We start from the raw sequence: 22,777 nt of genomic DNA on the forward strand, positions 1-22,777 counted from the left end.
TGCCGCCTCGCGGCGCCTCGCTTAGTTGACCGCCGTGGTGGCGTCATCCATCTTGGTGCTCAGACCGTTGAACGTGTTGCCGATCTTCTCGCCGAGGGTCGTGGCGCCGGCGATGAGCGCTACGGAAATGAGAGCTGCGATCAGGCCGTATTCGATTGCGGTCGCGCCGGATTCGTCCTTCAGAAAACGGCTAAAAAGCTTGGTCATGGGTACTCCTAACTCCAGTTGATGTTCAGCACGTCCGCCAACTGTTGCCGTTGATCGGATGAACAGCAATCTAATGAATGGGCGTTTCCATCGGCTTAAGAAAAAGAGTTAACAGCATGTGAAAGCCGTCGGAGGCTCCTGTATGGTAAGCCTTACGCTATTCATTTCGCTCAAGATTTAATGGTTTTCAGAGGTTAACGAGGGGATTCATCCGGTAATAGCACAGGCACCGTATCGAGCCGCAATGACACCGACTGGATCCAGTGCCAAATCAGATCAACTTGCTTCACCGCGAAACAAGATGGTGGGTTTAAGGCTTCATTCACCATTTTTTTCCATTCTATGCGCCTATTGCGCTGTGATCGTGAAAGAGGACCCAATGTCATCGAGCGGCAAAACCATTTTCTTTGCCGGTATGATCGCCGTTTCCGGTGTTTCGGGAGTTTCCTCGGCCGCAGACGATGACATGCTGCGCGTCTATATGGATCACGCGCGCGTCTTGAAGCTCGACCGCCCCGTCAGCAAGGTCATCGTCGGCAATGCCCAGGTCGCCGACGCGACCGTCGCCGATGCCAAGACGATCGTGCTGACAGGACGCAGCTTCGGCACCACCAATCTGGTCCTTCTGGACGCCGACGGCAACGCGATCCTCGACGAGCGCATCCTTGTGTCGATAGACGAGGGCAACACGGTGCGCGTCTACCGGCAGACCGAGCGCTCCGTGCTGTCCTGCACGCCCAATTGCGAGCAGCATGCGCAGCAAGCGGCCGCCGGCGCCACGTCACCCTGATCGGCCCGGCCCGGATCTTCTGCCATTCGTTAAAATCGTCGTATCGGCCTGAAACGGAAAATCAACGAACGGACCCTAGTGTGGCAGGCAGAGATGTCGCGCGGGTCCAGGCAATGACGGTAGTTGATCAGAAGACGGATAGGGAGCGCGCCTTCGCGCCGGACCGTTTCTCCCGGTTTCGCGCTGTTGTCCGCTCGCGCGACGGCGCAGCGGCGATCGAATTTGCCTTGCTTGCCATCCCGTACTTCCTGGTGATCTTCGCGATCCTAGAAACCTTCATCGCGTTCGCTGCCGAAGAACTCGTCTCCAACGCCGTCGATACGATGAGCCGGCGGATGCGGACCGGGCAGATCACCTACAATCTCGGCCGTACGACCGACATGAGCCGGACGCAATTCCGCCAGGCGTTCTGCAATGAGATTTCGATCCTGATCAGCTGCTCGACCAGCGAAGCCGCCACGCCGAGCAAGCTTTACCTGGATGTGCAGACATTCGGCACCTTCTCGGCCATCCCGACGACGATCCCCAAGGTTTCCAGTGACCGATATGCCGATATCAACACTGCCGCCTTCAAATATACGCCTGGCGGTGCCGGCACCATCAACATGCTGCGCGCCTATTATCGATGGGAAATCATCACGGATCTGGTCCGGCCCTATATCACGACGATCCGTCCGTCCGACGGTTCGATGCCGACGCAATATCTGATCATCGCAACCTCCGCCTTCCAGAACGAGCAGTATCCATAATGGCGATGCGCAACCCGTTCACCAGACTGGTACAGCAGGCGCGTCGGCTGGCGCGAGAGCGCAAGGGCGCCGGAGCGATCGAATTCGCGATCCTCTTTCCCGTGCTCATCATGCTCTATATCGGCGCTTTCGAGATCACCATCGGCCTCAGCGTCAGCAAACGCGCGACACGCGCCGCTGGTTCGATCGCCGACCTCGTCACCCAGCAGCAATCCGTCACGAAGAGCGCGCTCGCGCAGATGCCGTCGGTCGCAACGGCGATGTTCGTGCCCTACAATTCAACATCGCTGACGCTGAAAATCACCGGAATTTCAATCGACGCCGGCGCCAATGCGAAAGTGCTCTGGTCCTGGGCGCAGGGCGGAACGGCGCCTTACGCCAAGAATGCGCCGGTGAGCGACGTGCCGGCCGATATGAAGACGGCAAACAGCTTCCTCGTTCGGACCGAACTCAGCATCCCCTATACGATGTTCCTGTTCGCGCCGAACTTCATGCCGGATGGGATGCGCACGATTACCATCAGCCGCAGTTACTTCTACCGCCAGCGGCAAGGCGACTCGATCCCCTGCGGAGACTGCTGACCCCTTCCCACCTCGAATTTGCCAAGGCAGGCGCGGCACTATATGCGTGGGCTTCAGCCTCCGACGGTCCGGAGGCCGGCGATCGGTCCTTTCGGGGGTAAAATGGCGCGCGCCTTTCTTTTCGTTCTCGATTCCTTCGGCGTCGGCGGGGCGCCGGATGCGGCAGCCTATGGCGACGAGGGCGCCGACACGCTCGGCCATATCGCCGAATTCTGCGCGGCCGGTGCCGGAGACCGCGCTGGGCTGCGCAGCGGACCGCTTTCCCTGCCCAACATGTCGGAACTCGGGCTTCTGCACATCGCCCGGGCCGCCTCCGGCCGATTTCCGGCCGGCATGCCCCTGCCGGAAAAGCTCTACGGCATTTATGGCGCCGCCAGCGAAATCTCCCGCGGCAAGGATACGCCATCGGGGCATTGGGAGATCGCAGGGACACCCGTCAATTTCGATTGGGGATATTTTCCGACGGAAGGCGATGCCTTTCCCCCGGAGCTGATCGAGGCACTATGCCGGGAGGGCGACGTTCCCGGCATTCTCGGCAATTGCCACGCCTCGGGAACCGAAATCATCGCCAGGCTCGGCGAGGAACATATCCGCACCGGCAAGCCGATCTGCTACACGTCCTCGGATTCGGTCTTCCAGGTCGCGGCGCACGAAATGCATTTCGGCCTGGACCGGCTGCTTGCCTTCTGCCGCACGGCCCGCACCCTTCTCGATTCCTACAATATTGGCCGCGTCATTGCCCGGCCCTTCATCGGCCAGTCGTCCTCCACCTTCCAGCGCACCGGAAACCGGCGCGATTTTTCCGTGCCGCCGCCGGAGCCGACACTGCTCGACCGGCTCGTCGAGCACCGCCGGCATGTGCATGCCGTCGGAAAGATCAGTGACATCTTCGCCCACCAGGGCATTTCCAGGCTCATCAAGGCCAGCGGCAACGAGGCGCTGATGGATGCGTCGCTATCGGCAATCGACGAGGCCGAGGACGGCGATCTCGTCTTCACCAATTTCGTCGATTTCGACATGATCTACGGCCATCGTCGTGACGTGCCCGGTTATGCGGCAGCGCTCGAAGCCTTTGATGCGCGTCTGCCTGAGGTCCACAAGAAGTTGAAACCCGGCGACCTCGTCGTGCTGACCGCCGACCATGGCTGCGACCCTACCTGGCGCGGCACGGATCATACGCGCGAACGCGTGCCGGTCATCGCCTACGGCCCCGGCATCCAGTCGCGTTCCATCGGCGTTCGCCGCACCTATGCCGATATCGGCGAAAGCATTGCGCACCATCTCGGCATCCCGGGCGGCGCGCATGGAAGGAGCTTTTTGTGACATCGCATTTGAAGAAGGTCGAGCTGCACTGCCATCTGGAGGGCGCGGCACCGCCTGCATTGACCGAGGCGCAGGCGCGGAAATACGGTGTCGACATCAGCGGCGAGCTGCGCGATGGCGCCTATGTCTGGCACGATTTCGCAAGTTTTCTGGAATGTTACGACAAGGTTTCCGAGGTCTACAGGACGGAGGAGGATTATGCGCTTCTGACCGAAACCTATCTAGACGAACTTGCCGGCATCCATACGATCTACAGCGAACTCATCGTCTCGCCCGACCACGGCAAGCGTATCGGGCTCGGCGCCGATGCCTATATAGCAGGCGTCTGTGAAGGCATCCGGCGGGCCAAGGCCAAAACCGGCATCGAGGCCCGGCTGATCGTCACCGGGGAACGGCATTTCGGTCCGGAGAGCGTGATGGGAGCGGCCGAATATGCGGCAAAGGCCGGCAACCCTCTGATAACCGGCTTCAATCTAGCCGGTGAGGAGCGCATGGGCCGTGTGGCCGATTATATCAGAGCCTTCGACATCGCCCGCGATGCCGGTCTGGGCTTGACCATCCATGCCGGCGAGGTCTGCGGCGCCTTCAGCGTTGCCGACGCGCTCGATGCCGTGCGGCCTGCACGCATCGGCCACGGCGTGCGTGCCATCGAGGATGTCGATCTGGTGAAGCGACTTGCCGATCTCGGCACCGTGCTTGAAGTCTGCCCAGGCTCCAATATCGCGCTCAAGGTGTTTCCCGATTTCACCTCGCATCCGCTGCGGCGACTGAAGGAAGCGGGCGTGCGGGTGACGATCAGTTCCGACGATCCGCCGTTTTTCCATACGTCGCTGAAGCGGGAGTATGAACTTGCGGCCGATGTCTTCGGCTTCAGCGACACAGAGATCGACGCCATGACCCGCACGGCGATCGAGGCAGCTTTCGTCGATGAAGAGACGCGCAAGGCTCTGCTTGCCCGGCTTTGAAGATGAGTGTCTTCTTATCCCGGAACCGCTGCACACTTCCGGGCGACAAGCATTGGGGAAGATCGCGGCAAATTCGGCTCCGCTCTTGCGGTCGGGCCGATTTCCGTGAAAGAAACATTCGATAGAAAGAATGAAAGGCTTCCCCATGGACGGCGTCACGGTCATCGATCACCCGCTTGTGCAACACAAGCTCACCATCATGCGACGCAAGGAGACATCGACGGGAAGTTTCCGGCGCCTGCTGCGCGAAATCTCCACGCTGCTTTGTTACGAGGTCACCCGCGATCTCGAATTGACGATGGCGACGATCGAGACGCCGCTGCAGACGATGGACTCGCCGATCCTCGAGGGCAAGAAGCTGGTCTTCGCCTCGATCCTGCGCGCCGGCAACGGGCTGCTCGAAGGCATGCTCGATCTCGTGCCTTCCGCCCGGGTCTCGCATATCGGCGTCTATCGCGATCACGAGACGCTGCAGCCGGTCGAGTATTACTTCAAGGCGCCGGAGGACGTGGCCGAGCGCCTGATCATCGTCGTCGACCCGATGCTGGCGACCGGCAATTCCTCGATTGCGGCGATCGACAAGCTCAAGGAACGCGGCGCCCACAATATCCGCTTCCTCTGCCTGCTCGCCGCCCCGGAAGGCATCCGCAACTTCCGCGCGGCGCATCCGGATGTTCCGGTCTTCACCGCGGCGATCGACAGCCATCTGAACGAGAAGGGCTACATTATGCCGGGCCTCGGCGATGCCGGCGACCGCATGTACGGCACGAAATAATTTCAGCCTTCCTTTACCAAATCGCAAGACTTTATGGCCCGGAAGGTTCGCTCCGGGCCTTTTTGTTATCGATATTAGCAAGTTCTCAGGATTTGAGGCTTAGCAAGCTGGAAGCATGAGGCCCCGCATGACGCGGGGTTTATACAGGAAGGATTTCTGTTTCATGCTCGTGCGTACCGTCATTTTCGCCAGCGTCGCCGCAGTGCTGGCCACACAGGTACCTTCGCTCGTTGGACGTATCAGCCAACAACCTGCCGACGGTCTCTCCGCCAATTACGTCTCGGCCGACGCCCACCAGTCCGCTGCACCGGCGCCCGCTTCCGGCAATGGTACGATCCGCCTGCAGGCGGATGCGCAGGGGCACTATACCGGCAGCTTCAAGATCAACGGCAAACCGGTGCCAGGGCTGATCGATACCGGCGCCACCTATGTCGCGCTCAATGAGACACTCGCCCGCCGGCTCGGCTACACCGCAAATCAGCTTGACTTCCGCTATGGTGTGAACACGGCGAACGGCCAGACGAAGGCCGCGCATGTGATCCTTGACCGCGTCGAAATCGGCGGCATCCGCGTCCGCAATGTCGAAGCCTTCGTGCTCAGGGACGATGCCTTAACGACCACGCTCGTCGGCATGAGCTTCCTGCAGAAACTCGCCTCCTATTCAGTCGCCGACGGCTCGCTCAGCCTCAAACAGTAAACCGCATCAGACCCGACCTGCAATGACGGGGGCCAATTCCGGCCTGTCGTCAGCAATGCGATAATGCACGGCAAGGGCGGCAACTGCTTTTTCCGCCGCGGCTTCGCAGGCAGCGTGAACGACAGCGATCGGATCGCCCGCATCGACCCACGTGCCGAGCGGCAGGAGGCCGGAGAAACCGACGCGGTGGTCGATGCGATCTGACGGATGGCGGCGGCCGCCGCCGAGATCGATGACGCTGATGCCGATACCGCGCGCGTCGCAGGCGGCCATCCAGCCGGATCGGGCAGCGGGGACTTCTCTTTCGACCGGCGCCCCGGCCAGGTATCTCTCGGGATTTTCGACGAGATCGGCCGGTCCGCCGAGCATGGAAACCATGCGCCCGAAGCTTTCGGCCGCCCGTCCCGACGACAGCGCTCGACGCGCCATCGCGTCGGCTTCCTCGCAGGAAGAGGCAATGCCTGATTTAACCAGCATCTCGGCGGCGAAGGCAAAAACCACGGTCTCGAGTCGCGTGCCGGTCTTCCTGCCCGCCAGGAAGTCCAAGCAGTTGCGCATCTCGACGGCATTGCCGGCGCAATCGGCAAGCGGCTCATTCATGTCGGTGATCAAGGCGGAGGTCTTCACGCCCGCGCCGTTCGCCACCTCGACCAGGGAACGCGCCAGCATCTCCGCCTGACCGCGGTCAGCCATGAAGGCGCCGTTGCCGAGCTTGACGTCGAGCACCAGCGTCTCAAGTCCGGCTGCGAGCTTCTTCGACAGGATGGAGGCAGTGATGAGCGGAATGGAATCGACGGTGGCGGTGACATCGCGCACGGCATAAAGCCTGCCGTCGGCGGGCGCCAAGCTTCCGGTCTGGCCGATGATGGCGAATCCCGCCCCTTTCACGACCCTGTGGAACAGGTCCGAATCAGGGGTGATTACATAGCCGGGAATGGATTCGAGCTTGTCGAGCGTGCCGCCGGTATGGCCGAGGCCGCGCCCCGAGATCATCGGGACGGCGAGGCCGCAGGCGGCGGCGATCGGCGCCAGCATCAGCGAGACGTTATCGCCGACGCCGCCGGTTGAATGTTTGTCGGCGATGGGACGGCCGATATCCGCCCATTGCAGCCTGTCGCCGGAATTGGCCATCGCCAGCGTGAGGGCGACGATTTCCTTGCGTGACATGCCCTTGAACCAGACGGCCATGGCGAAGGCGCCGATCTGTCCTTCGGACAGCTGCCCGTCGGAGAGTGCCGCGATGAAGGAGCTGATATCGGCGGGGTCGAGTTCCTCGCCATCGCGTTTACGCCGGATGATCTCCTGCGGAATCATCTCAATAGCTCGACGCCGCAGCCGCTGCCGGCTGCGCTCCGCTCAGAACCGCCAGTATGTCGTCGAGCAGGCCGGAAGCGCCAAAGCGGAAGGTCGAGGGCATGGCCCAGTCCGGCGCCATGATGGTTTCGGCAAGGCTGAGATAGAGCGCCGCATCGGCCACCGAGCCGATGCCGCCAGCCGGCTTGAAGCCGACCTTGCGCCCGCTCTCACGAATGGCCCGGATCATAATGTCGGCGGCTTCGAGCGTCGCGTTGACGGCGACCTTGCCGGTCGAGGTCTTGATGAAATCGGCGCCGGCTTCAATCGCGAGCTCCGAGGCACGGCGGATCAGGGCCGCATCCTTCAACTCGCCGGTCTCGATGATCACTTTCAGCAGGACGGGGCCGGCGCATTCGGCGCGCACCGCCTTGACCATGTCGGTCACCGCCTTCTCGTTGCCTGATATGAACTTGCGGTAGGGAATGACCAGATCGATCTCGTCAGCGCCATCGGCGATCGCCTCACGGGTTTCGGCGGCGACGTCGGCCACCTCCATATCGCCCGCGGGGAAATTGACGACGGTTGCGATCCGCACAGCATGGCCGGCGCCGAGGATATTGCGGGCATGGGCGACGAAACGCGGCCAGATGCAGATCGCGGCGCTGTTGCCGTAGGGCGTCTGCGCGCGGGCGCAGAGCGTGTCGATCTGCGCCTCGGTGCAATCGTCCTTCAAATTGGTGAGGTCGAGAAGGGAAAGGGCGACCGCCGCGGTCTCCCGGATAGAATGGCTAGTCATTTTCGCTTCCTCCCGCAATCATCTCTTTCAATATGGCGGCGAGACGGGCGCCGCCGACGGGCGCCATGTCCTTGGTTTCTTCATGGCTGAGCTCATTGCCGGTCATGCCTGCTCCATAGTTGGTGATAACGGAAGCGGCCGCAACCCTCAGACCCAGCATTCTTGCGATGATCACCTCGGGCACTGTCGACATGCCGACGGCATCGGCGCCCAGGATGCGCGCCATGCGGATTTCGGCCGGCGTTTCGAAGCTCGGCCCGGAAAACCACATATAGACGCCCTGCGCCAGCTCAATCTTGAGCTTTGCCGCTGCCTTCCGAATCGCCGCGGCGAGGCCGGCATCATAGGCATTGGTCATGCCGACGAAGCGATGGTCGCTCTCCTCGCCGATCAGCGGGTTCATGCCGGAGTAGTTGATGTGATCGGTGATTTGCATCACCGAGCCGGGGGGCATGTCGTCGCGCAGCGATCCGGCCGAATTGGTCAGGATCAGCGCCTCGACGCCGAGCGCCTTCAGCACCTCGATCGGCAGGCGCATGGCGTTGGCATCGCCCTTCTCATAATAATGCACGCGGCCGGAAAGCATGATGACTGGCTTTCCACCGAGGCGGCCTGCGACGACTTCGCCAGCGTGGCCGGAGACGGCGCTGACGGGAAAGCCCGGCAGGTCGCGATAGGGAATACGGACGGCGCCGTCCAGCTGGCCAACGAGGGAGCCGAGGCCAGAGCCGAGCACGATGCCATGGCGCGGCTTGATCGCGCCGAGCAGGGCGACAAGCAGTTCGACCGTCGCCTTCATCCGAGTTCGGTCTCGAAGCTGAAAGGAAGGAGCTCTTCCATCGTCATGGTCTTCTTCACGCCTGCCTCATCGCAGAGATAGATCTTCGTGTCCTTGGCGGCGAATTCGGAAATTTTCTGGCGGCAGCCGCCGCAGGGCGGGCAGAGCGGCAGCTTCTCGGCGATGACGGCCATTTCGACGATCTTCCTGGCGCCGCCCATGATCATGGCGCTGATCGCCGTCGGCTCGGCGCACCATCCTTGCGGAAAGGAGAGGTTTTCGATGTTGGCGCCGGTATAGACCTTGCCGTCCTCGGCGCGGATCGCCGCGCCGACCGGGAATTTCGAATAGGGCGCATGGGCAAAGGCCATGGCGCCGCGGGCGGCTTCGAACAGGTCGTGGGACATGATCAACGCTCCTTCGTATAGGGCACGCCGCCGGCCTTTGGCGGGATTGCGACGCCGATGAAGCCGGCAAGCAGGATGCAGGTCAGGATATAGGGCAGTGCCTGGAAGACCTGGACCGGCACTTCACCGACCAACGGCACCTGCTTGCCCTGCATGAAGTTCGCCAAAGCATCCAGGAAGCCGAAGAGCAGGCAGGCGAACATCACCGGTACCGGCTTCCACTTGGCGAAAACTAGCGCCGCCAGCGCGATGTAGCCCTTGCCGGCCGACATGTCCTTGATGAAGGCGGCGGACTGGGCGATCGCGAGGTACGTGCCGGAAAAGCCGCAGAGGATGCCGGCGCACATGACGGCGCGATAGCGCAGCCAAGAAACCGAAATGCCTGCCGTATCGACCGCGCCGGGATTTTCGCCGACGGCGCGCAGCCTGAGGCCGAAGCGCGTGCGGTAAAGCACCCACCAGGAGAAGGGCACGGCGAGGAAGGCGAGATAGGTGAGGATATTGTTGCCCGATATCACGCTTGCATAGAGCGGACCGATGATCGGTATGTCGTGGACGGCATCGGCGCCCGGCAGGATGATCGGCGCGAAGCGGGCCTCCGGCGCCAGCTGCGGCGTCCGGCCGCCCTGGCCGAACCAGGCCTGGCCGAGCACGATGGTGATGCCGGCGATGAAGAAGTTGATCGCCACACCTGAGACGATCTGGTTGCCGCGATTGGTGATCGAGGCAAAGCCATGCACCAGGCTGAGCGCCACCGAACAAACGACGCCGGCGCCAAGGCCCAGCCAGGCCGAACCGGTGAGATAGGCCACGCAGGCGGCGGCGAAGGCCGAGCCCAGCATCTTCCCTTCCAGGCCGATATCGAAGATGCCGGCGCGCTCGGAAAACAGTCCCGCGAGCGCGGTAAAGATCAGCGGAATAGAGAGCCTGACCGTCGAGCTCAGGACGTTGATGAAGATGTCGTAATAATCCATCGTCCGCTCCTCAGGCTCGCTTCAATTGCTGGTAGATGTGCACCATTGCCGGCCGGAACATGTATTCCAGCGCACCGGCAAAGAGGATCACCAGTCCCTGGATGACCAGGATCATTTCGCGGGTGATATTCGGCATCTCGAAAGAGATCCAGTCGCCGCCCTGGTAAAGGGTGCCGAAAAGGATTGCGGAAAAGATGATGCCGAGCGGATGGTTGCGGCCCATCAGCGACACTGCAATGCCGACGAAGCCGGCGCCACCAACGAACTCGACCTGCAGACGGGCGGACGATCCCATGACGGGATTGAGCGCCATCATGCCGGCGAGCGCGCCCGAAATCAGCATCGCGATGATAACGATGCGCGCATAGGGTATGCCGGCATAGGCAGCCGCGGTCGAGCTCACGCCGAGTGTACGCATCTCAAAGCCCAGCTTGGTGCGCCAGATGAGGATCCAGACAAACCAGGCGGCAAGAAGGGCGATGATGAAGGAGACGTTGAAGGGTGCTGCACCCAATTTGGCACCGAAGATGCTCATGAGCCAGCCAAGCTTCGGAAGCTGCCCACCTTCGAGGAAGGTGCGGGTTTCCGGCGCCATCTTGCCCGGCACGATCAGCACGTGCACCAGCAGATAGACCATCAGGGCGGCTGCGATGTAGTTGAACATGATCGTCGTGATAACGATATGGCTGCCGCGTTTGGCCTGCAGGAAAGCGGGAATGAAGGCCCAAGCCGCACCGAAGATCCCGGCGCCGACAATGGCAATCGGCATCGTCACATACCAGGGCACGTAATGGTCGAGCGCAAGCGCTACCAGCGCACAGCCGAGCCCGCCAATATAGGCCTGGCCTTCAGAGCCGATGTTAAAGAGACCGGCATGGATGGCGACGGCCACGGAAAGGCCGGTGAAGATGAAACTCGTTGCATAGTAGAGCGTGAAGCCGATGCCTTCGCCGCTGCCGAAGGCGCCCTCGATCAGCAGCGAGAGCGCGGCGAGCGGGCTTTCGCCGATCAGCCAGACGACGAAACCCGAGATCAGGAAGGCGACGACGAGGTTTAAAAGCGGGATGAGACCGTAATTAATCCAGTTTGGTAGCGGAACGGAAGCAGTGCTCATAAAGGCCTCACGCGGCAATGCCGGCCATCATCAGGCCGAGGGTCTGTTCACCGGCATCGGGCGTCTTCTCGCCGACGACCTGGCCGGCGAACATGACAAGGATACGGTCTGAAAGGGCGCGGATCTCATCGAGTTCGACGGAGACGAGCAGGATCGCCTTGCCCGCATCGCGCATTTCGATGATCCGGCGGTGAATGAATTCGATGGCGCCGATATCGACGCCGCGGGTCGGCTGACCGATGATCAGCATCTTCGGATCGCGTTCGATTTCGCGGGCGACGACGATCTTCTGCTGATTGCCGCCGGAGAAATTCGCCGTCTTCAGCCGCGGGTTCGGCGGACGGATATCGTATTTTTCGATCTTCTCCATCGCATCCTTGCGGATCGCTTCGAGATCGAGCAGCGGCCCTTTGCTGTAGTCCGGACGGCGGTGATAGCCGAGGACGGAGTTTTCATATTCCTCGAACTTCAGCACCAGTCCCATATGGTGCCGGTCCTCGGGAATGTGGGCGAGGCCGAGATCGCGCAGGCAGGCGGGGTCGGCCTTGTCGATCGTCTGGCCATCGAGAAGGATTTCGCCGGAGACAGGCTTGCGGATTCCGGCAATCGCCTCCAGCAATTCCGACTGGCCGTTGCCGGCAACACCGGCAATGCCGACGATCTCGCCGGCGCGCACGTCGAAGGAGACGTTGTCGACCATGGTGACGCCGCGATTGTCCTTGACCGTCAGGTTGCGGACGGAGAGCACGGCGGCGCCCGGATTGGCTTCGCCCTTCTGCACGCGCAGCAGCACGCGACGGCCGACCATCAGCTCGGCAAGCTCCTCCACCGTCGTTTCCGCCGTCTTGCGGGTGGCGACCATCTCGCCGCGGCGCATGACGGAGACCGTATCGGTGATCGCCATGATCTCGCGAAGTTTGTGGGTGATGAGGATGATCGTCTTGCCCTGGTCGCGCAGCACCTTGAGGATGCGGAAGAGGTGGTCCGCTTCAGCTGGCGTCAGCACACCTGTGGGTTCGTCGAGGATCAGGATCTCGGCGCCGCGATACATGGCTTTCAGGATTTCGACGCGCTGCTGCAAGCCGACCGGCAGCTCTTCGATCAGTGCGTCCGGATCGACCTCGAGGCCGTATTCGGTTTCCAGCCGCTTGAGCTCGGCGCGGGCCGATGCGACGCCCCTGGCCAGCAGCGAGCCGCCTTCGGCGCCGAGCATGATGTTCTCGAGCACGGTGAAATTGTCGACCAGCATGAAATGCTGGTGCACCATGCCGATGCCGGCGGCGATGGCCGCCTGGCTGTCACGGATGGTGACCGGATTGCCGTTGACGCGGATCTCGCCGCTGTCGGCATGATAGAAACCGTAGATGATCGACATCAGCGTCGATTTGCCGGCGCCGTTTTCACCGATGATGCCGTGGATCGTCCCCTTGGCAACGGTGAGGTTGATGTCCTTGTTGGCATGGACGGCACCGAATTTCTTATCGATGCCGACAAGCTCGATAGCGGGCTTATCTGTCACTGCAGGCTCCAAATAAGAAAAGGGCGTATGGCGAAAATCCCCTCCGCCATACGCCCGATCTCGATATTACATCAGGGCGCTGATCACTTCGGGCAAGCGTTGTCCGAGGTGTAATCGTGAACCTTGACGGTTCCGGCGATGATATCGGCCTTGGCCTTGTCGACGGCAGCCTGCATTTCCGGCGTGATCAGCGACTTGTTGTTGTCGTCGATCGCGGCGCCGACACCGTCTTCCTTGACGCCGAGAGCCTGAACGCCAGCGGTGAACTTGTCGTTCTTGGTATCGGTGTAGGCGTTGTAGACGGCGAGGTCGACGCGCTTGACCATCGAGGTCAGGACCGAGCCCGGATGCAGATGGTTCTGGTTGGAATCGACGCCGATCGACAGCTTCTTGTTGTCGGCGGCGGTCTGGAGAACGCCGAGACCGGTGGCGCCGGCAGCCGCGTAAATAACGTCGGCGCCCTGATCGATCTGGTTCTTGGTGAGCTCGCCGCCGCGAACCGGGTCGTTCCAGGCAGCACCCGTGGTGCCGGTCATGTTCTGGAACACCTCGATATCGGCCTTGGCGGCGCGGGCGCCCTGCTCATAGCCACATTCGAACTTGCGGATCAGCGGAATGTCCATGCCGCCGACAAAACCGACCTTGCCGGTCTTCGATGCCATGCCGGCGAGAATGCCGACGAGGTAGGAGCCTTCTTCTTCCTTGTAGACGACGGAGCGGACGTTCGGCTTATCGACGACGGAGTCGACGATGATGAATTTGGTATCCGGGAATTCGGCAGCGACCTTCTCGATTGCCGAAGTCCAGGCGAAGGAAACGGCCACCACCGGATTGAAACCGCGGCTTGCGAAGTTGCGGATGGCCTGTTCGCCCTGCGTGTCGCCCGTCGGCTCGAAGTCGCGATAGGCGATGCCGGTCTCGGCCTTGAACTTCTCGGCGCCGTTATAGGCCGCTTCGTTGAAAGACTTATCGAACTTCCCGCCGGTGCCGTAAACCAGCGCCGGCTTGACATCGGCGGCCAGCGCCGTCGTCGACATGGCAGCCACGGCAAGGAGAGTGAGAAGGGATTTTTTCATTGTGCAGCCCTGTTGTTGCTATTCGTTTGGGGTCCTCCCGCAAGCCCTTTTCGGACATGTCTGCGGAACCACCGACCTCCCCCCGGAGGCCTGGCTGCGCGCATCCTTGCATGGCTCACGGAAAAATTCACCAGAAATTTTTCAGGCGGTAAAGATTTGCAGCGATTGCTGAAAATCAGTTCTTCCCGGCTGATTTTTGGACATTTCCCCATCGATGCTGCAGTTTTTCTAGCCAATCCGCCGGCAGATGCCGAAGCCGCGGAGGGCCATAACCGGCCTTCGCCGCAGCGCACCGGCTCAAACCGATCGGCTACGCGATGAAGCGGCCTGACACTTGCGGTTTCTTGTAGCCGATCATCCAAAGAAGCAGCGCGATCACCAGAAAAACCGCAAAGGCCGGCTGCAGCATCAGCCACTGAAAGATGAAGGCATAGAAGCGCGGGTGGATATAGTAGGAAAGCGCGGATTGCAGCGACGTCAGCGTGTCTGGGCTGACATCCTGCCAGGCATCCGACATCGGCGTCATGATCACGGCGGAGGCGGCAACCGACTGGATCGAATCGATGGTTCCGGCAATAACGGCTGCCGCAAGCGCGACAAGACTCGCCAGACGCAACAGGAAACGCATCAATCCCTCCGACGCTTCAATATGCCCGGACAATTCCGGCGAGCCCGCGCCATTCTCCACCTTGAGAATTACATAGTCATCGATGAGGTGAAGCACAATGGGATGGGCCAAGGGGAGTTTTATCGGAAGAAGTCAAAAAACTGTTAGATTTGGGTTGATCGGCAAAAATTCATCGGTATATATCGCGCCGTTCCGACGATTTGCTCCTATCCGGGCGCGAACGCCAAAGGACAGGTGGCCGAGTGGTTTAAGGCGCACGCCTGGAACGCGTGTGTACGTGAAAGCGTACCGAGGGTTCGAATCCCTCCCTGTCCGCCATTTCGCTTTCCCTCTTGCATCTCCTTCAGACATCCCCGGGGGAACCGAGTTCGGCATGTCCCGAATTGGAGATTTTTTACCACGCTGCTTCACCGTGTCTTTGCACGTTTGGGTTTAGGGTTCTGCCAAACCAAGAACAGAGGTAAAACAGGTGCAAGAACTTTCGGTGAAGTCGAAGATCATCAAATCCGTCTATTTCAGTCAGGAAGACGGAAGGCTCAGGATCTGTTTCAAGAACGGTGAAGAGCGCCTGTTCGAAGGCGTGCCCTCCTCGGAAGCGCATGCGATGACGGCGGCGCCGTCTCCCGGACATTATTATCTCGACCGGATCAGGACGCGGTTTCGCAGACTGGCCGCCTGAAACCCGTGGGCCCGGCTGGAAATTGCGCCGGATTGAGACGGGGCCGGTGGATATTAACCACGGGCTAACCCTCACCTTCATCACAGTTGGATCGGCCGGAGCAGAACGCGGCAATTGTCAGCGCTGCCGCTTTCAGAGATTCGGTCAGCCGGGAGGCTCGGTGGCGGACCCCAGCCACGAAGCCGGGCCTCCCCGTCACGCCCAATCCGTTTCGCCAGATCAATCCGAGGTCGGCTGCGATTGCCTTGAAATAGCGAAATGGGGCTAATCCTGTGAAAAACCGGAATGCTCACATCTAGACTCGACAATGCTTCATTAGCATGATTGCATAAACCCATGGAACGGGAGGCCGGGGTGATGATGTTCGAGAATCTGCTTGAGATGCAGGAGCGTGGCGTGCGCGACCGTGCTCGTGGCCGCAGCTTGGCGGACAATCCGATGTCGAAGCCGGATGTGCTGCCGATCACCGATTTTCAGGAATGGTACTCGATGTTCGACGCCTGGCGCTTCGGCTGGTCGATCGAGGATGCGATGGCGGGGCATATCGATGCGCCCCGTCATGGCCGCGCCTCACCTCGTGCCTATACCAGGACAGTCTGATCGACCCGATCCTCGGCGCCGAAGAATTTCAGGTAACGCTCGACCTCAGCCGGGTCTCCCGTCGCCTTCTGCGGATTGTCAGAGAGTTTTACCGCTGGACGGCCGTTGGCGTCGCTGACCTTGCAGACGATCGAGATCGGATTGAGGCCTGATATTTCCGTCGGCGCGCAGCCGGCAAAATCATTCGTCAGGTTGGTGCCCCAGCCGAAGCTCATGCGCACACGGCCTTCGAAATGCCGGTAAGTGTCGATGATGGCGTCGACATCGAGGCCGTCGGAGAAGATCAACAGCTTCTGGCGCGGATCGCGGCCCATCTTCTTCCACCAGTCGATGATCTTTTCTCCGCCTTCGATCGGCGGCGCGCTGTCCGGACGGAAGCCGGTCCAGTCGGCGACCCATTCGGGGGCGTCACGCAGGAAGGCCGCGGTGCCGAAGGCGTCCGGCAGGACGATCAGCAGGTTGCCGCCATAGAGCTTGTTCCAGTCGCGCAGGATCTTGTAAGGGGCATTGCGCAGTTGCTCATCGGTCTGCGCCAGGGCGGCTGCCACCATCGGCAGCTCGTGGGCATTGGTGCCGACCGCCTCGAGATCGGAATCCATCGCCAGCAATACATTGCTGGTGCCGGTGAAGGCCGGACCGATGCCTTCCTTCAGCGCCTCGACGCACCAGCGCTGCCAGAGAAAGCTGTGGCGGCGGCGGGTGCCGAAATCGGAGATGCGCAGGCCCGGCAACTCCCTCAGCCGCTCGACCTTCGACCACATCTTTGCCTTGGCGCGGGCGTAGAGCACATCCAGCGTGAAGGGACCGAGCGCCCTCATCGCCGAGCGCGAACGCAGCTCGTTGACGATGGCGAGCGCCGGGATCTCCCACATCGTGGTTTCCTTCCAGGACCCATGGAAGTCCAGCACATATTGCCCGTCCTTCTTCGACAGCTCATATTCAGGGAGCTGGAAATTGGACAGCCAGGCGAGGAATTCCGGCTCGAAGATCTGCGCACGGCCGTAGAAACTGTTACCCGCCAGCCAGATCATCTCCTTCTTGGAGAGCCGCAGCGTGCGGGCGTGATCGAGCTGTTCGCGCAATTCGCCCTCATCGATCTCTTCGGCGAGATGGACGCGCTTGGTGCGGTTGATCAGGGTGAAGGAGGCGTTCACATCAGGATAGAGCTTCCAGATCATCTGCAGCATCAGCAGCTTATAGAAGTCGGTATCGATCAGGCTCCGGATGATCGGGTCGAGTTTCCAGGCGTGATTGTAGACGCGTCTCGCGATATCGGTCTTGGCCATGAGATTCCTGCCCCTGTCCACTCCGGTCAGGTGCTGCCAAATTCCCAGGTGCTGCCAAGTTCCGGGCCGGCGCACGAAACCGGCTCGTGCGCCTTCTTATCGAAAAATCGGCGGAGAAAGTCCAGACAAAACATAAACATCCCGCCGGATCGTGGCGACGGGATGCGGGAGATCATCCGTCGAACGCCTATTGGGCCGGAGGTTGAGCCGGGGTCGCAGGAGCGGTATCCGGGGCCGGCGCCGTTTGCGGCGTCTCGGTCAGGACCGCATTGCCATTCTGGATCGTCGGCGCGGGTGCTGCGTCCGACTGCTGCTGCTGGAGCTGTTGGCCGGGCTGATGCGGCGCCACCTCGTTCGCCTCGCGGCGGCCCCAGATCTCGACTGGAATCCAGACCACGAAAGCGAGGATCAGCGCCACGAGCAGCACGGTGAGGATACGATAACCCATACGCCCCTGCTTTGCCTCGACCGGCGGGATTTGCTGTTCCTTGTGAAGCTTTCCGTCGGATTTTTCCCAGCGTGTTTCGGTCTGATGCGCCATCATCGTCTCCTTCGCTGCCTTGGCGGCCGATTTGGCCGCAAAGAACTTCGCAAGGAAAACGGGTGGCCGTCTGGAAGGTTCCGGGCTCATACCTGCCGCGGTCTTGGGAATAACCAAACCTCGGCAGTGGTTTTGGCGCGAGATTCCGCTAATAGCCGGCGTCGCGATCGATCACGAACTGCAGCGGCTCGCCGCGCTCAAAACGGGCGATCTGCATCTCGACATGGCGGAACAGCGCGTTCTCTTCGGAGACCGCCGCGTCATGCGGGGTGATGAAGACATTCTCCAATTCCCACAACGGGCTGTCGGTGGCGAGCGGCTCCACTTCGAAAACGTCGAGAGAAGCGCCGCCGAGGATCCCCTCCCTGACCGCCGAGACGATGTCGCTCTCGATCTGGCTCTTGCCGCGGCCGGCATTGATGAAGACAGGCTGCCCGAGCGCACCGTCGCGGCGGAGCTTCTTAAATAGCCCGCTATCATAGAAGCCGGTCGTCTCAGGCGTCAGCGGCAAGAGGCCGACCAGAATGTCGGTCTTGGCGAGGAACCGGTCCAGTTCGCCCGCGTCGAAGGTCTCGACGCCCTCGATTGTTTTGCGGGTGCGCGACCAGCCGATGACGTTGAAACCCATCACTTTCAGCTTGGCGACCGCATCCTGGCCCAGAATGCCGAGCCCCATGACGCCGACGGTCACCTCCGCCGATTCCGGCGCGATCAACTTGGCCCATTCGCGCCGCCGCTGCTTGATGTCATGGGCATATTGCCCCCGCAGATGCATCAGGCACTGCATGACGACCCATTCGCTCATGCGGGTTGTCAGGCTGCGGTCGACGAAACGGACGATCGGAATGTCGGGCAGACCGGCCATGCCGATGATGTGATCGACACCGGCGCCGCCCGAGAAGATGACCTTGAGGTTTGGCGCCCGGCTGAAAAGATCGGCATCCGGCCTCCAGAGAAGAGCATACTCGACGGCACGCAGATCATGCGCGGCATCAGCCGGATCGGCGAGATTGATGCAGCCGCGATCGGCAAAAGCCGTCTTCAGCGCATTGGCAATGCCTTCGGGGTTGAATTTGAGATCGACGAGAACGGGAGAAAGTGCGGACATGATCTTCTTTTACTGCTGCACGGCGGGCGTCGGCACCGCCTCGATGTTGAAGGCGGCCGCCATCAGCGCCTTGGTGTAATCGTCCTTGGGCGCACGGAAGATTTCCGCGGACGGTCCCTGCTCCACCACCTTGCCGAACCGCATGACGATGACGTCGTTGGCAAGCGCCTTCACCACCTTCAGGTCGTGGCTGATGAAGAGATAGGCGAGGTCGTGTTTCCTCTGCAGGTCGCGCAGCAGGTCGACCACCTGCGCCTGTACGCTCATGTCGAGCGCGGAGGTCGGTTCGTCGAGCATGACGAAACGCGGCTTCAGCACCATGGCCCGGGCGATGGCGATGCGCTGGCGCTGGCCGCCGGAGAATTCATGCGGATAGCGCCAGCGGGTCAGCGGATCGAGGCCGACCTCCTCCAGCGCCCAGCAGACGCGCTGGTCGCGCTCCTCTGCCGTCAATGCGCGCTCATGCACCTTCAGCCCTTCGGCGATGATATCGCCCACCGACATGCGGGGGCTGAGCGAACCATAGGGATCCTGGAAGACGATCTGCAGCTGATTGCGCAGCGGTCGCATCTCATTGAACGAATAGCCGGCTATATCCTTGCCGACGAAGGCGATCCGTCCCTGTGAAGAGATCAGCCGGGTGAGCGCCAGGCCGAGCGTGGTCTTGCCCGAACCGGACTCGCCGACGACGCCGAGCGTCTGGCCGGCGCGCAGCGAAAGATCGATGCCGTCGACCGCCTTCACATGATCGACGACGCGGCGCATCAGCCCCGCCTTGATCGGGAACCAGACGCGGATATCCGAACCTTCCATCACCACCGGCTTCGACGGATCGGCGAGCGGTGGCTCGCCGCGCGGCTCGGAGGCCAGGAGGTGGCGGGTATAATCGTGCTTCGGATTGGCGAAGACCTCCTCGACCGTTCCTGCCTCGACGATCCTGCCCTTGGTCATGACGCAGACGCGGTCGGCGAATTTGCGCACAATGCCGAGATCATGGGTGATGAACAGCATCGACATGCCGTGCGCTGCCTTCAATTGCCGCAGCAGTTCGAGGATCTGCGCCTGCACGGTGACGTCGAGCGCCGTGGTCGGCTCGTCGGCGATCAGCAATTCCGGCCGGTTGGCGAGCGCCATGGCGATCATGACGCGCTGGCGCTGGCCGCCGGACAGTTCGTGCGGATAGGCCTTCAACCGCTTTTCCGGCTCGCGGATGCCGACCTGGTTCAACAATTCCAACACGCGCTGGCGCGCCGGCTGGCCGGTGATGCCCTGGTGCAGGGCGAGGATCTCGGCGATCTGCTTCTCGATCGTATGAAGCGGATTGAGCGAGGTCATCGGCTCCTGGAAGATCATGGTGATGTCGTTGCCGCGCACCTCGCGCAGCGCCCGCTCCGAGGCTTTCAGGAGATCCTTGCCCTTGAACAGGATCTCGCCGGAGGGATGGCTTGCGGTCGGATAGGGCAGAAGCTTCAGGATCGAATTGGCCGAGACCGATTTGCCGGAGCCGGATTCGCCGACGAGCGCCACGACCTCGCCTCTGGCGATATCGAAGGAGACGCGATCGACGGCAAGGGAGGCTTCGCCGCCCTGGTGAAAGGCAACCGAGAGATCGCGGACGGAAAGGAGCGGTTCTGTCATGTCACTCATTGAAAGGTCTTCCTCGGGTCGAAGGCGTCGCGCACGGCTTCGCCGATGAAGATCAATAGGGAAAGCATGATCGACATGGCGAAGAAGGCCGTCAGCCCCAGCCAGGGCGCCTGCAGGTTGGTCTTGCCCTGCGCGATCATTTCGCCGAGCGAAGGGGAGCCGGGCGGCATGCCGAAGCCGAGGAAATCGAGCGAGGTCAGCGTCGTGATCGAGCCGGAGAGGATGAAGGGCAGGAAGGTGAGTGTTGCCACCATGGCGTTCGGCAGCAGGTGGCGCCACATGATGGTGCGGTTGTTGACGCCGAGCGCGCGAGCGGCGCGGACATATTCGAAATTGCGGGCGCGCAGGAATTCGGCTCGCACCACGCCGACGAAGCTGACCCAGGAGAAGAGCAGCATGATGCCGAGCAGCACGAAGAAGCCGGGCGGCAGGATCGCGGCGATGATCAGCAGGATGTAGAGCACCGGCATCGACGACCAGATCTCGATGAAGCGCTGCAGCAGGAGATCGGTCAAGCCGCCGAAATAGCCCTGCACCGCCCCTGCCGTGACGCCGATGATTGCCGAGCAGATGGTCAGCGCCAGGCCGAACAGCACCGATATGCGAAAGCCATAGATGACACGCGCCAGCACATCGCGCGCCTGGTCATCAGTGCCGAGCCAGTTGAGATTGCCAAGCGTGCAGCCGGGATCATTCACCCCTTGCGGATAGCCGGAGCAACGCTCCTCTTTCGTCATCAGCCAGAAGGGCGCGGTTGGCGCCGAATGCGGAATGTTCGAGTTGACCGAGCGGTAGGAATAGCGGATCGGCGGCCAGATCATCCAGCCATTGGCGTTGATCTCGTCCGATATCACCGAGGAGCGGTAGTCGGTTTCGGCGAGGAAGCCGCCGAATTTCTCCTCGGGATAGTCGATCAGCACGGGAAACAGGATTTCGCCCTTGTAGGAGGCGATGATCGGCCGGTCGTTGGCGAGGAACTCGGCAAAGAGGCTGAGCAAGAACAGCAGCAGGAACAGCCACAGCGACCAGTAGCCGCGGCCGTTCGCCCGGAAATTCTGCCAGCGACGGATGTTGGTCGGCGACAGCAGGCCCTTGCGCGGCGGCTTGACCGGGGTTGCCGTGGCGGGATTTGCGGCGGCGTCCATCAGACATCCCTCCGCTCAAAATCGATGCGCGGATCGATCCAGGTGTAGATCAGGTCGGAAATCAGGCTGACGAAGAGACCGAGCAGCGAGAAGATATAGAGTGTCGCGAAGACGATCGGATAATCCCGGTTGACCACCGAGAGATAGCCGAGGCGGCCGAGGCCATCGAGCGAAAAGATGTTCTCGATCAGCAGCGAGCCGGTGAAGAAGGCGGATATGAAGGCGCCGGGAAAACCGGCGATGATGATCAGCATGGCGTTGCGGAACACATGGCCGTAGAGCACCTGCCGGTCATTCAGACCCTTGGCGCGGGCGGTGACGACATATTGCTTCTTGATCTCCTCGATGAAGGAATTCTTGGTCAAGAGCGTCGTGGTGGCGAAGGCGGCTAGCGAAAGCGAGATCAGCGGCAAAGTGAGGTGCCAGAAATAGTCGAGCGGCTTCTGCCACCAGGCGAGCTCACCGAAATTGTCGGAAACGAGGCCGCGCAGCGGGAACCAGTCGTAGAAGGAGCCGCCGGCGAAAAGCACGATCAGCAGGATGCCGAAGAGAAAGCTCGGAACGGCATAACCGATAACGATGACGCCCGAGGTCCAGACGTCGAAGGTCGACCCGTCCTTGACCGCCTTGCGGATGCCGAGCGGGATGGAGATCGCATAGGAGAAGATCAGGATCCAGATGCCGAGCGAAATCGACACCGGCAGCTTCTCCTTGATGAGGTCGAGCACGGAGGTGTTGCGGAAGAAACTCTCGCCGAAATCGAAGCGGATGTAATTCCACATCATCTCGCCAAAGCGCGTCAGCGGCGGCTTGTCAAAGCCGAACTGTTTTTCGAGCTTGGCGATCAGCTCCGGATCGAGCCCCTGAGCGCCGCGATATTTCGAACCTTCGTCGCTGCCGCCGCCACCGAGGAGATCGCCGCCGCCGGACAGGCGCTGATCGGCGCTGTCGGCCTGGCCGGTCAGCTGGGCAATCACCTGCTCGACCGGGCCGCCGGGTGCAAATTGAACAACGATGAAGGAAATTGCCATGATGCCGACAATGGTCGGAATCATCAAAAGCAGGCGGCGAATGACATAGGCACCCATCAGCCTTC

General features: G+C 61.4%; 25 protein-coding genes and 1 tRNA gene. 10 read left to right on the forward strand and 16 right to left on the reverse strand.

All coding sequences use genetic code 11. The features are described from left to right. Positions 1 to 21 precede the first annotated feature (21 nt). Entirely contained in the window at positions 22 to 207 is a 186-nt protein-coding gene (locus J7U39_RS18960) for a Flp family type IVb pilin (protein WP_085857806.1), read from the reverse strand. 379 nt (positions 208 to 586) lie between these two features. On the opposite strand from J7U39_RS18960, the gene J7U39_RS18965 reads away from it, so the two are divergent. From J7U39_RS18965 to J7U39_RS18995, 7 genes are all read left to right on the forward strand, one after another. Then, entirely contained in the window at positions 587 to 997 is a 411-nt protein-coding gene (locus J7U39_RS18965) for a pilus assembly protein N-terminal domain-containing protein (RefSeq protein ID WP_210629580.1), read from the forward strand. Positions 998 to 1,110: 113 nt separating this feature from the next. Further along, positions 1,111 to 1,746 (forward strand): TadE/TadG family type IV pilus assembly protein, encoded by a 636-nt coding sequence (locus J7U39_RS18970; RefSeq protein WP_210629581.1) that lies wholly within the window; start codon positions 1,111 to 1,113, stop codon positions 1,744 to 1,746. Further along, positions 1,746 to 2,327: a TadE/TadG family type IV pilus assembly protein gene (locus J7U39_RS18975; RefSeq protein ID WP_210629582.1), complete on the forward strand. Its 582-nt coding sequence runs from the start codon at positions 1,746 to 1,748 to the stop codon at positions 2,325 to 2,327. Before J7U39_RS18970 ends, J7U39_RS18975 begins: the two co-directional genes overlap by 1 nt. Positions 2,328 to 2,429: 102 nt before the next feature. Next, a complete protein-coding gene (locus J7U39_RS18980; protein WP_210629583.1) occupies positions 2,430 to 3,650 on the forward strand; it encodes a phosphopentomutase in 1,221 nt (406 codons plus the stop codon). Further along, positions 3,647 to 4,615 (forward strand): adenosine deaminase, encoded by a 969-nt coding sequence (locus J7U39_RS18985; protein ID WP_210629584.1) that lies wholly within the window; start codon positions 3,647 to 3,649, stop codon positions 4,613 to 4,615. Before J7U39_RS18980 ends, J7U39_RS18985 begins: the two co-directional genes overlap by 4 nt. Before the next feature lie 145 nt (positions 4,616 to 4,760). Next, positions 4,761 to 5,390: a uracil phosphoribosyltransferase gene (gene upp / locus J7U39_RS18990; RefSeq protein WP_020920114.1), complete on the forward strand. Its 630-nt coding sequence runs from the start codon at positions 4,761 to 4,763 to the stop codon at positions 5,388 to 5,390. 127 nt (positions 5,391 to 5,517) lie between these two features. Continuing rightward, positions 5,518 to 6,087, forward strand: a complete 570-nt coding sequence (locus tag J7U39_RS18995) for a TIGR02281 family clan AA aspartic protease (protein WP_210629585.1) — start codon at positions 5,518 to 5,520, stop codon at positions 6,085 to 6,087. A 6-nt stretch (positions 6,088 to 6,093) separates the two neighbouring features. Here J7U39_RS18995 and deoA read toward each other — a convergent pair whose 3' ends face one another. The 9 genes from deoA to J7U39_RS19040 form a co-directional block, all read right to left on the reverse strand. Beyond that, positions 6,094 to 7,401, reverse strand: a complete 1,308-nt coding sequence (deoA, locus tag J7U39_RS19000; RefSeq protein ID WP_210629586.1) for a thymidine phosphorylase — start codon at positions 7,399 to 7,401, stop codon at positions 6,094 to 6,096. 1 nt (position 7,402) lies between these two features. After that, positions 7,403 to 8,179, reverse strand: a complete 777-nt coding sequence (gene deoC / locus J7U39_RS19005; RefSeq protein WP_210629587.1) for a deoxyribose-phosphate aldolase — start codon at positions 8,177 to 8,179, stop codon at positions 7,403 to 7,405. Further along, on the reverse strand, positions 8,172 to 8,978 hold the full coding sequence (locus J7U39_RS19010) for a purine-nucleoside phosphorylase (RefSeq protein ID WP_210629588.1): 807 nt from the start codon (positions 8,976 to 8,978) through the stop codon (positions 8,172 to 8,174). The genes deoC and J7U39_RS19010 overlap by 8 nt, the downstream gene beginning before the upstream one ends. Then, positions 8,975 to 9,364: a cytidine deaminase gene (locus J7U39_RS19015; protein ID WP_064800281.1), complete on the reverse strand. Its 390-nt coding sequence runs from the start codon at positions 9,362 to 9,364 to the stop codon at positions 8,975 to 8,977. Before J7U39_RS19015 ends, J7U39_RS19010 begins: the two co-directional genes overlap by 4 nt. A gap of 2 nt (positions 9,365 to 9,366) precedes the next feature. Beyond that, complete coding sequence (locus tag J7U39_RS19020) at positions 9,367 to 10,338, reverse strand: ABC transporter permease (protein WP_210629589.1); 972 nt, start codon at positions 10,336 to 10,338, stop codon at positions 9,367 to 9,369. 10 nt (positions 10,339 to 10,348) lie between these two features. Next, complete coding sequence (locus tag J7U39_RS19025; protein WP_210629590.1) at positions 10,349 to 11,452, reverse strand: ABC transporter permease; 1,104 nt, start codon at positions 11,450 to 11,452, stop codon at positions 10,349 to 10,351. 7 nt (positions 11,453 to 11,459) lie between these two features. Continuing rightward, on the reverse strand, positions 11,460 to 12,971 hold the full coding sequence (locus J7U39_RS19030; protein WP_210629591.1) for an ABC transporter ATP-binding protein: 1,512 nt from the start codon (positions 12,969 to 12,971) through the stop codon (positions 11,460 to 11,462). A gap of 83 nt (positions 12,972 to 13,054) precedes the next feature. Beyond that, positions 13,055 to 14,047, reverse strand: coding sequence for a BMP family ABC transporter substrate-binding protein (locus tag J7U39_RS19035; protein WP_085776574.1), 993 nt, complete (start codon positions 14,045 to 14,047; stop codon positions 13,055 to 13,057). 310 nt (positions 14,048 to 14,357) lie between these two features. Continuing rightward, positions 14,358 to 14,675, reverse strand: coding sequence for a hypothetical protein (locus tag J7U39_RS19040; RefSeq protein ID WP_184458686.1), 318 nt, complete (start codon positions 14,673 to 14,675; stop codon positions 14,358 to 14,360). 228 nt (positions 14,676 to 14,903) lie between these two features. On the opposite strand from J7U39_RS19040, the gene J7U39_RS19045 reads away from it, so the two are divergent. The 3 genes from J7U39_RS19045 to J7U39_RS19055 all read left to right on the forward strand — a co-directional run bounded on the left by J7U39_RS19045 (position 14,904) and on the right by J7U39_RS19055 (position 15,954). Continuing rightward, positions 14,904 to 14,993, forward strand: a tRNA-Ser gene (locus tag J7U39_RS19045). Positions 14,994 to 15,144: 151 nt separating this feature from the next. Continuing rightward, positions 15,145 to 15,354: a KTSC domain-containing protein gene (locus J7U39_RS19050; RefSeq protein ID WP_210629592.1), complete on the forward strand. Its 210-nt coding sequence runs from the start codon at positions 15,145 to 15,147 to the stop codon at positions 15,352 to 15,354. Positions 15,355 to 15,714: 360 nt separating this feature from the next. Next, positions 15,715 to 15,954 (forward strand): CrpP-related protein, encoded by a 240-nt coding sequence (locus J7U39_RS19055; RefSeq protein WP_210631711.1) that lies wholly within the window; start codon positions 15,715 to 15,717, stop codon positions 15,952 to 15,954. Here the strand turns inward: J7U39_RS19055 and pncB are convergent. From pncB to J7U39_RS19085, 6 genes are all read right to left on the reverse strand, one after another. After that, on the reverse strand, positions 15,936 to 17,240 hold the full coding sequence (gene pncB, locus J7U39_RS19060; protein ID WP_210629593.1) for a nicotinate phosphoribosyltransferase: 1,305 nt from the start codon (positions 17,238 to 17,240) through the stop codon (positions 15,936 to 15,938). The two genes, J7U39_RS19055 and pncB, sit on opposite strands and share 19 nt — an antisense overlap. Positions 17,241 to 17,427: 187 nt before the next feature. Next, positions 17,428 to 17,784: a hypothetical protein gene (locus J7U39_RS19065; RefSeq protein ID WP_210631712.1), complete on the reverse strand. Its 357-nt coding sequence runs from the start codon at positions 17,782 to 17,784 to the stop codon at positions 17,428 to 17,430. A gap of 145 nt (positions 17,785 to 17,929) precedes the next feature. After that, complete coding sequence (locus J7U39_RS19070) at positions 17,930 to 18,889, reverse strand: glyoxylate/hydroxypyruvate reductase A (protein WP_210629594.1); 960 nt, start codon at positions 18,887 to 18,889, stop codon at positions 17,930 to 17,932. 9 nt (positions 18,890 to 18,898) lie between these two features. After that, entirely contained in the window at positions 18,899 to 20,536 is a 1,638-nt protein-coding gene (locus tag J7U39_RS19075; RefSeq protein WP_210629595.1) for an ABC transporter ATP-binding protein, read from the reverse strand. Next, on the reverse strand, positions 20,533 to 21,681 hold the full coding sequence (locus J7U39_RS19080; protein WP_210629596.1) for an ABC transporter permease: 1,149 nt from the start codon (positions 21,679 to 21,681) through the stop codon (positions 20,533 to 20,535). Before J7U39_RS19080 ends, J7U39_RS19075 begins: the two co-directional genes overlap by 4 nt. Further along, positions 21,681 to 22,769 (reverse strand): microcin C ABC transporter permease YejB, encoded by a 1,089-nt coding sequence (locus tag J7U39_RS19085; RefSeq protein ID WP_210629597.1) that lies wholly within the window; start codon positions 22,767 to 22,769, stop codon positions 21,681 to 21,683. Before J7U39_RS19085 ends, J7U39_RS19080 begins: the two co-directional genes overlap by 1 nt. Between the last annotated feature and the right edge of the window lie 8 nt (positions 22,770 to 22,777).

The organism is Rhizobium sp. NLR16a (genome assembly GCF_017948245.1).
In the GTDB taxonomy this organism is placed as follows: Bacteria; Pseudomonadota; Alphaproteobacteria; order Rhizobiales; family Rhizobiaceae; genus Rhizobium.

Bases quoted from the DNA above. Each gene is read 5' to 3' on its own strand.
- J7U39_RS19035 (WP_085776574.1), bottom strand. From the start codon at position 14,047: ATGAAAAAATCCCTTCTCACTCTCCTTGCCGTGGCTGCCATGTCGACG.
- J7U39_RS18995 (WP_210629585.1), top strand. From the start codon at position 5,518: ATGACGCGGGGTTTATACAGGAAGGATTTCTGTTTCATGCTCGTGCGT.
- J7U39_RS19065 (WP_210631712.1), bottom strand. From the start codon at position 17,784: ATGATGGCGCATCAGACCGAAACACGCTGGGAAAAATCCGACGGAAAG.
- J7U39_RS18965 (WP_210629580.1), top strand. From the start codon at position 587: ATGTCATCGAGCGGCAAAACCATTTTCTTTGCCGGTATGATCGCCGTT.
- J7U39_RS19015 (WP_064800281.1), bottom strand. From the start codon at position 9,364: ATGTCCCACGACCTGTTCGAAGCCGCCCGCGGCGCCATGGCCTTTGCC.
- J7U39_RS19070 (WP_210629594.1), bottom strand. From the start codon at position 18,889: ATGTCCGCACTTTCTCCCGTTCTCGTCGATCTCAAATTCAACCCCGAA.
- pncB (WP_210629593.1), bottom strand. From the start codon at position 17,240: ATGGCCAAGACCGATATCGCGAGACGCGTCTACAATCACGCCTGGAAA.
- J7U39_RS19025 (WP_210629590.1), bottom strand. From the start codon at position 11,452: ATGAGCACTGCTTCCGTTCCGCTACCAAACTGGATTAATTACGGTCTC.
- upp (WP_020920114.1), top strand. From the start codon at position 4,761: ATGGACGGCGTCACGGTCATCGATCACCCGCTTGTGCAACACAAGCTC.
- J7U39_RS19040 (WP_184458686.1), bottom strand. From the start codon at position 14,675: ATGCGTTTCCTGTTGCGTCTGGCGAGTCTTGTCGCGCTTGCGGCAGCC.
- J7U39_RS19080 (WP_210629596.1), bottom strand. From the start codon at position 21,681: ATGGACGCCGCCGCAAATCCCGCCACGGCAACCCCGGTCAAGCCGCCG.
- deoA (WP_210629586.1), bottom strand. From the start codon at position 7,401: ATGATTCCGCAGGAGATCATCCGGCGTAAACGCGATGGCGAGGAACTC.
- J7U39_RS19010 (WP_210629588.1), bottom strand. From the start codon at position 8,978: ATGAAGGCGACGGTCGAACTGCTTGTCGCCCTGCTCGGCGCGATCAAG.
- J7U39_RS18980 (WP_210629583.1), top strand. From the start codon at position 2,430: ATGGCGCGCGCCTTTCTTTTCGTTCTCGATTCCTTCGGCGTCGGCGGG.
- deoC (WP_210629587.1), bottom strand. From the start codon at position 8,179: ATGACTAGCCATTCTATCCGGGAGACCGCGGCGGTCGCCCTTTCCCTT.
- J7U39_RS19055 (WP_210631711.1), top strand. From the start codon at position 15,715: ATGTTCGAGAATCTGCTTGAGATGCAGGAGCGTGGCGTGCGCGACCGT.
- J7U39_RS19075 (WP_210629595.1), bottom strand. From the start codon at position 20,536: ATGAGTGACATGACAGAACCGCTCCTTTCCGTCCGCGATCTCTCGGTT.
- J7U39_RS18960 (WP_085857806.1), bottom strand. From the start codon at position 207: ATGACCAAGCTTTTTAGCCGTTTTCTGAAGGACGAATCCGGCGCGACC.
- J7U39_RS18975 (WP_210629582.1), top strand. From the start codon at position 1,746: ATGGCGATGCGCAACCCGTTCACCAGACTGGTACAGCAGGCGCGTCGG.
- J7U39_RS19020 (WP_210629589.1), bottom strand. From the start codon at position 10,338: ATGGATTATTACGACATCTTCATCAACGTCCTGAGCTCGACGGTCAGG.
- J7U39_RS19085 (WP_210629597.1), bottom strand. From the start codon at position 22,769: ATGGGTGCCTATGTCATTCGCCGCCTGCTTTTGATGATTCCGACCATT.
- J7U39_RS18970 (WP_210629581.1), top strand. From the start codon at position 1,111: ATGACGGTAGTTGATCAGAAGACGGATAGGGAGCGCGCCTTCGCGCCG.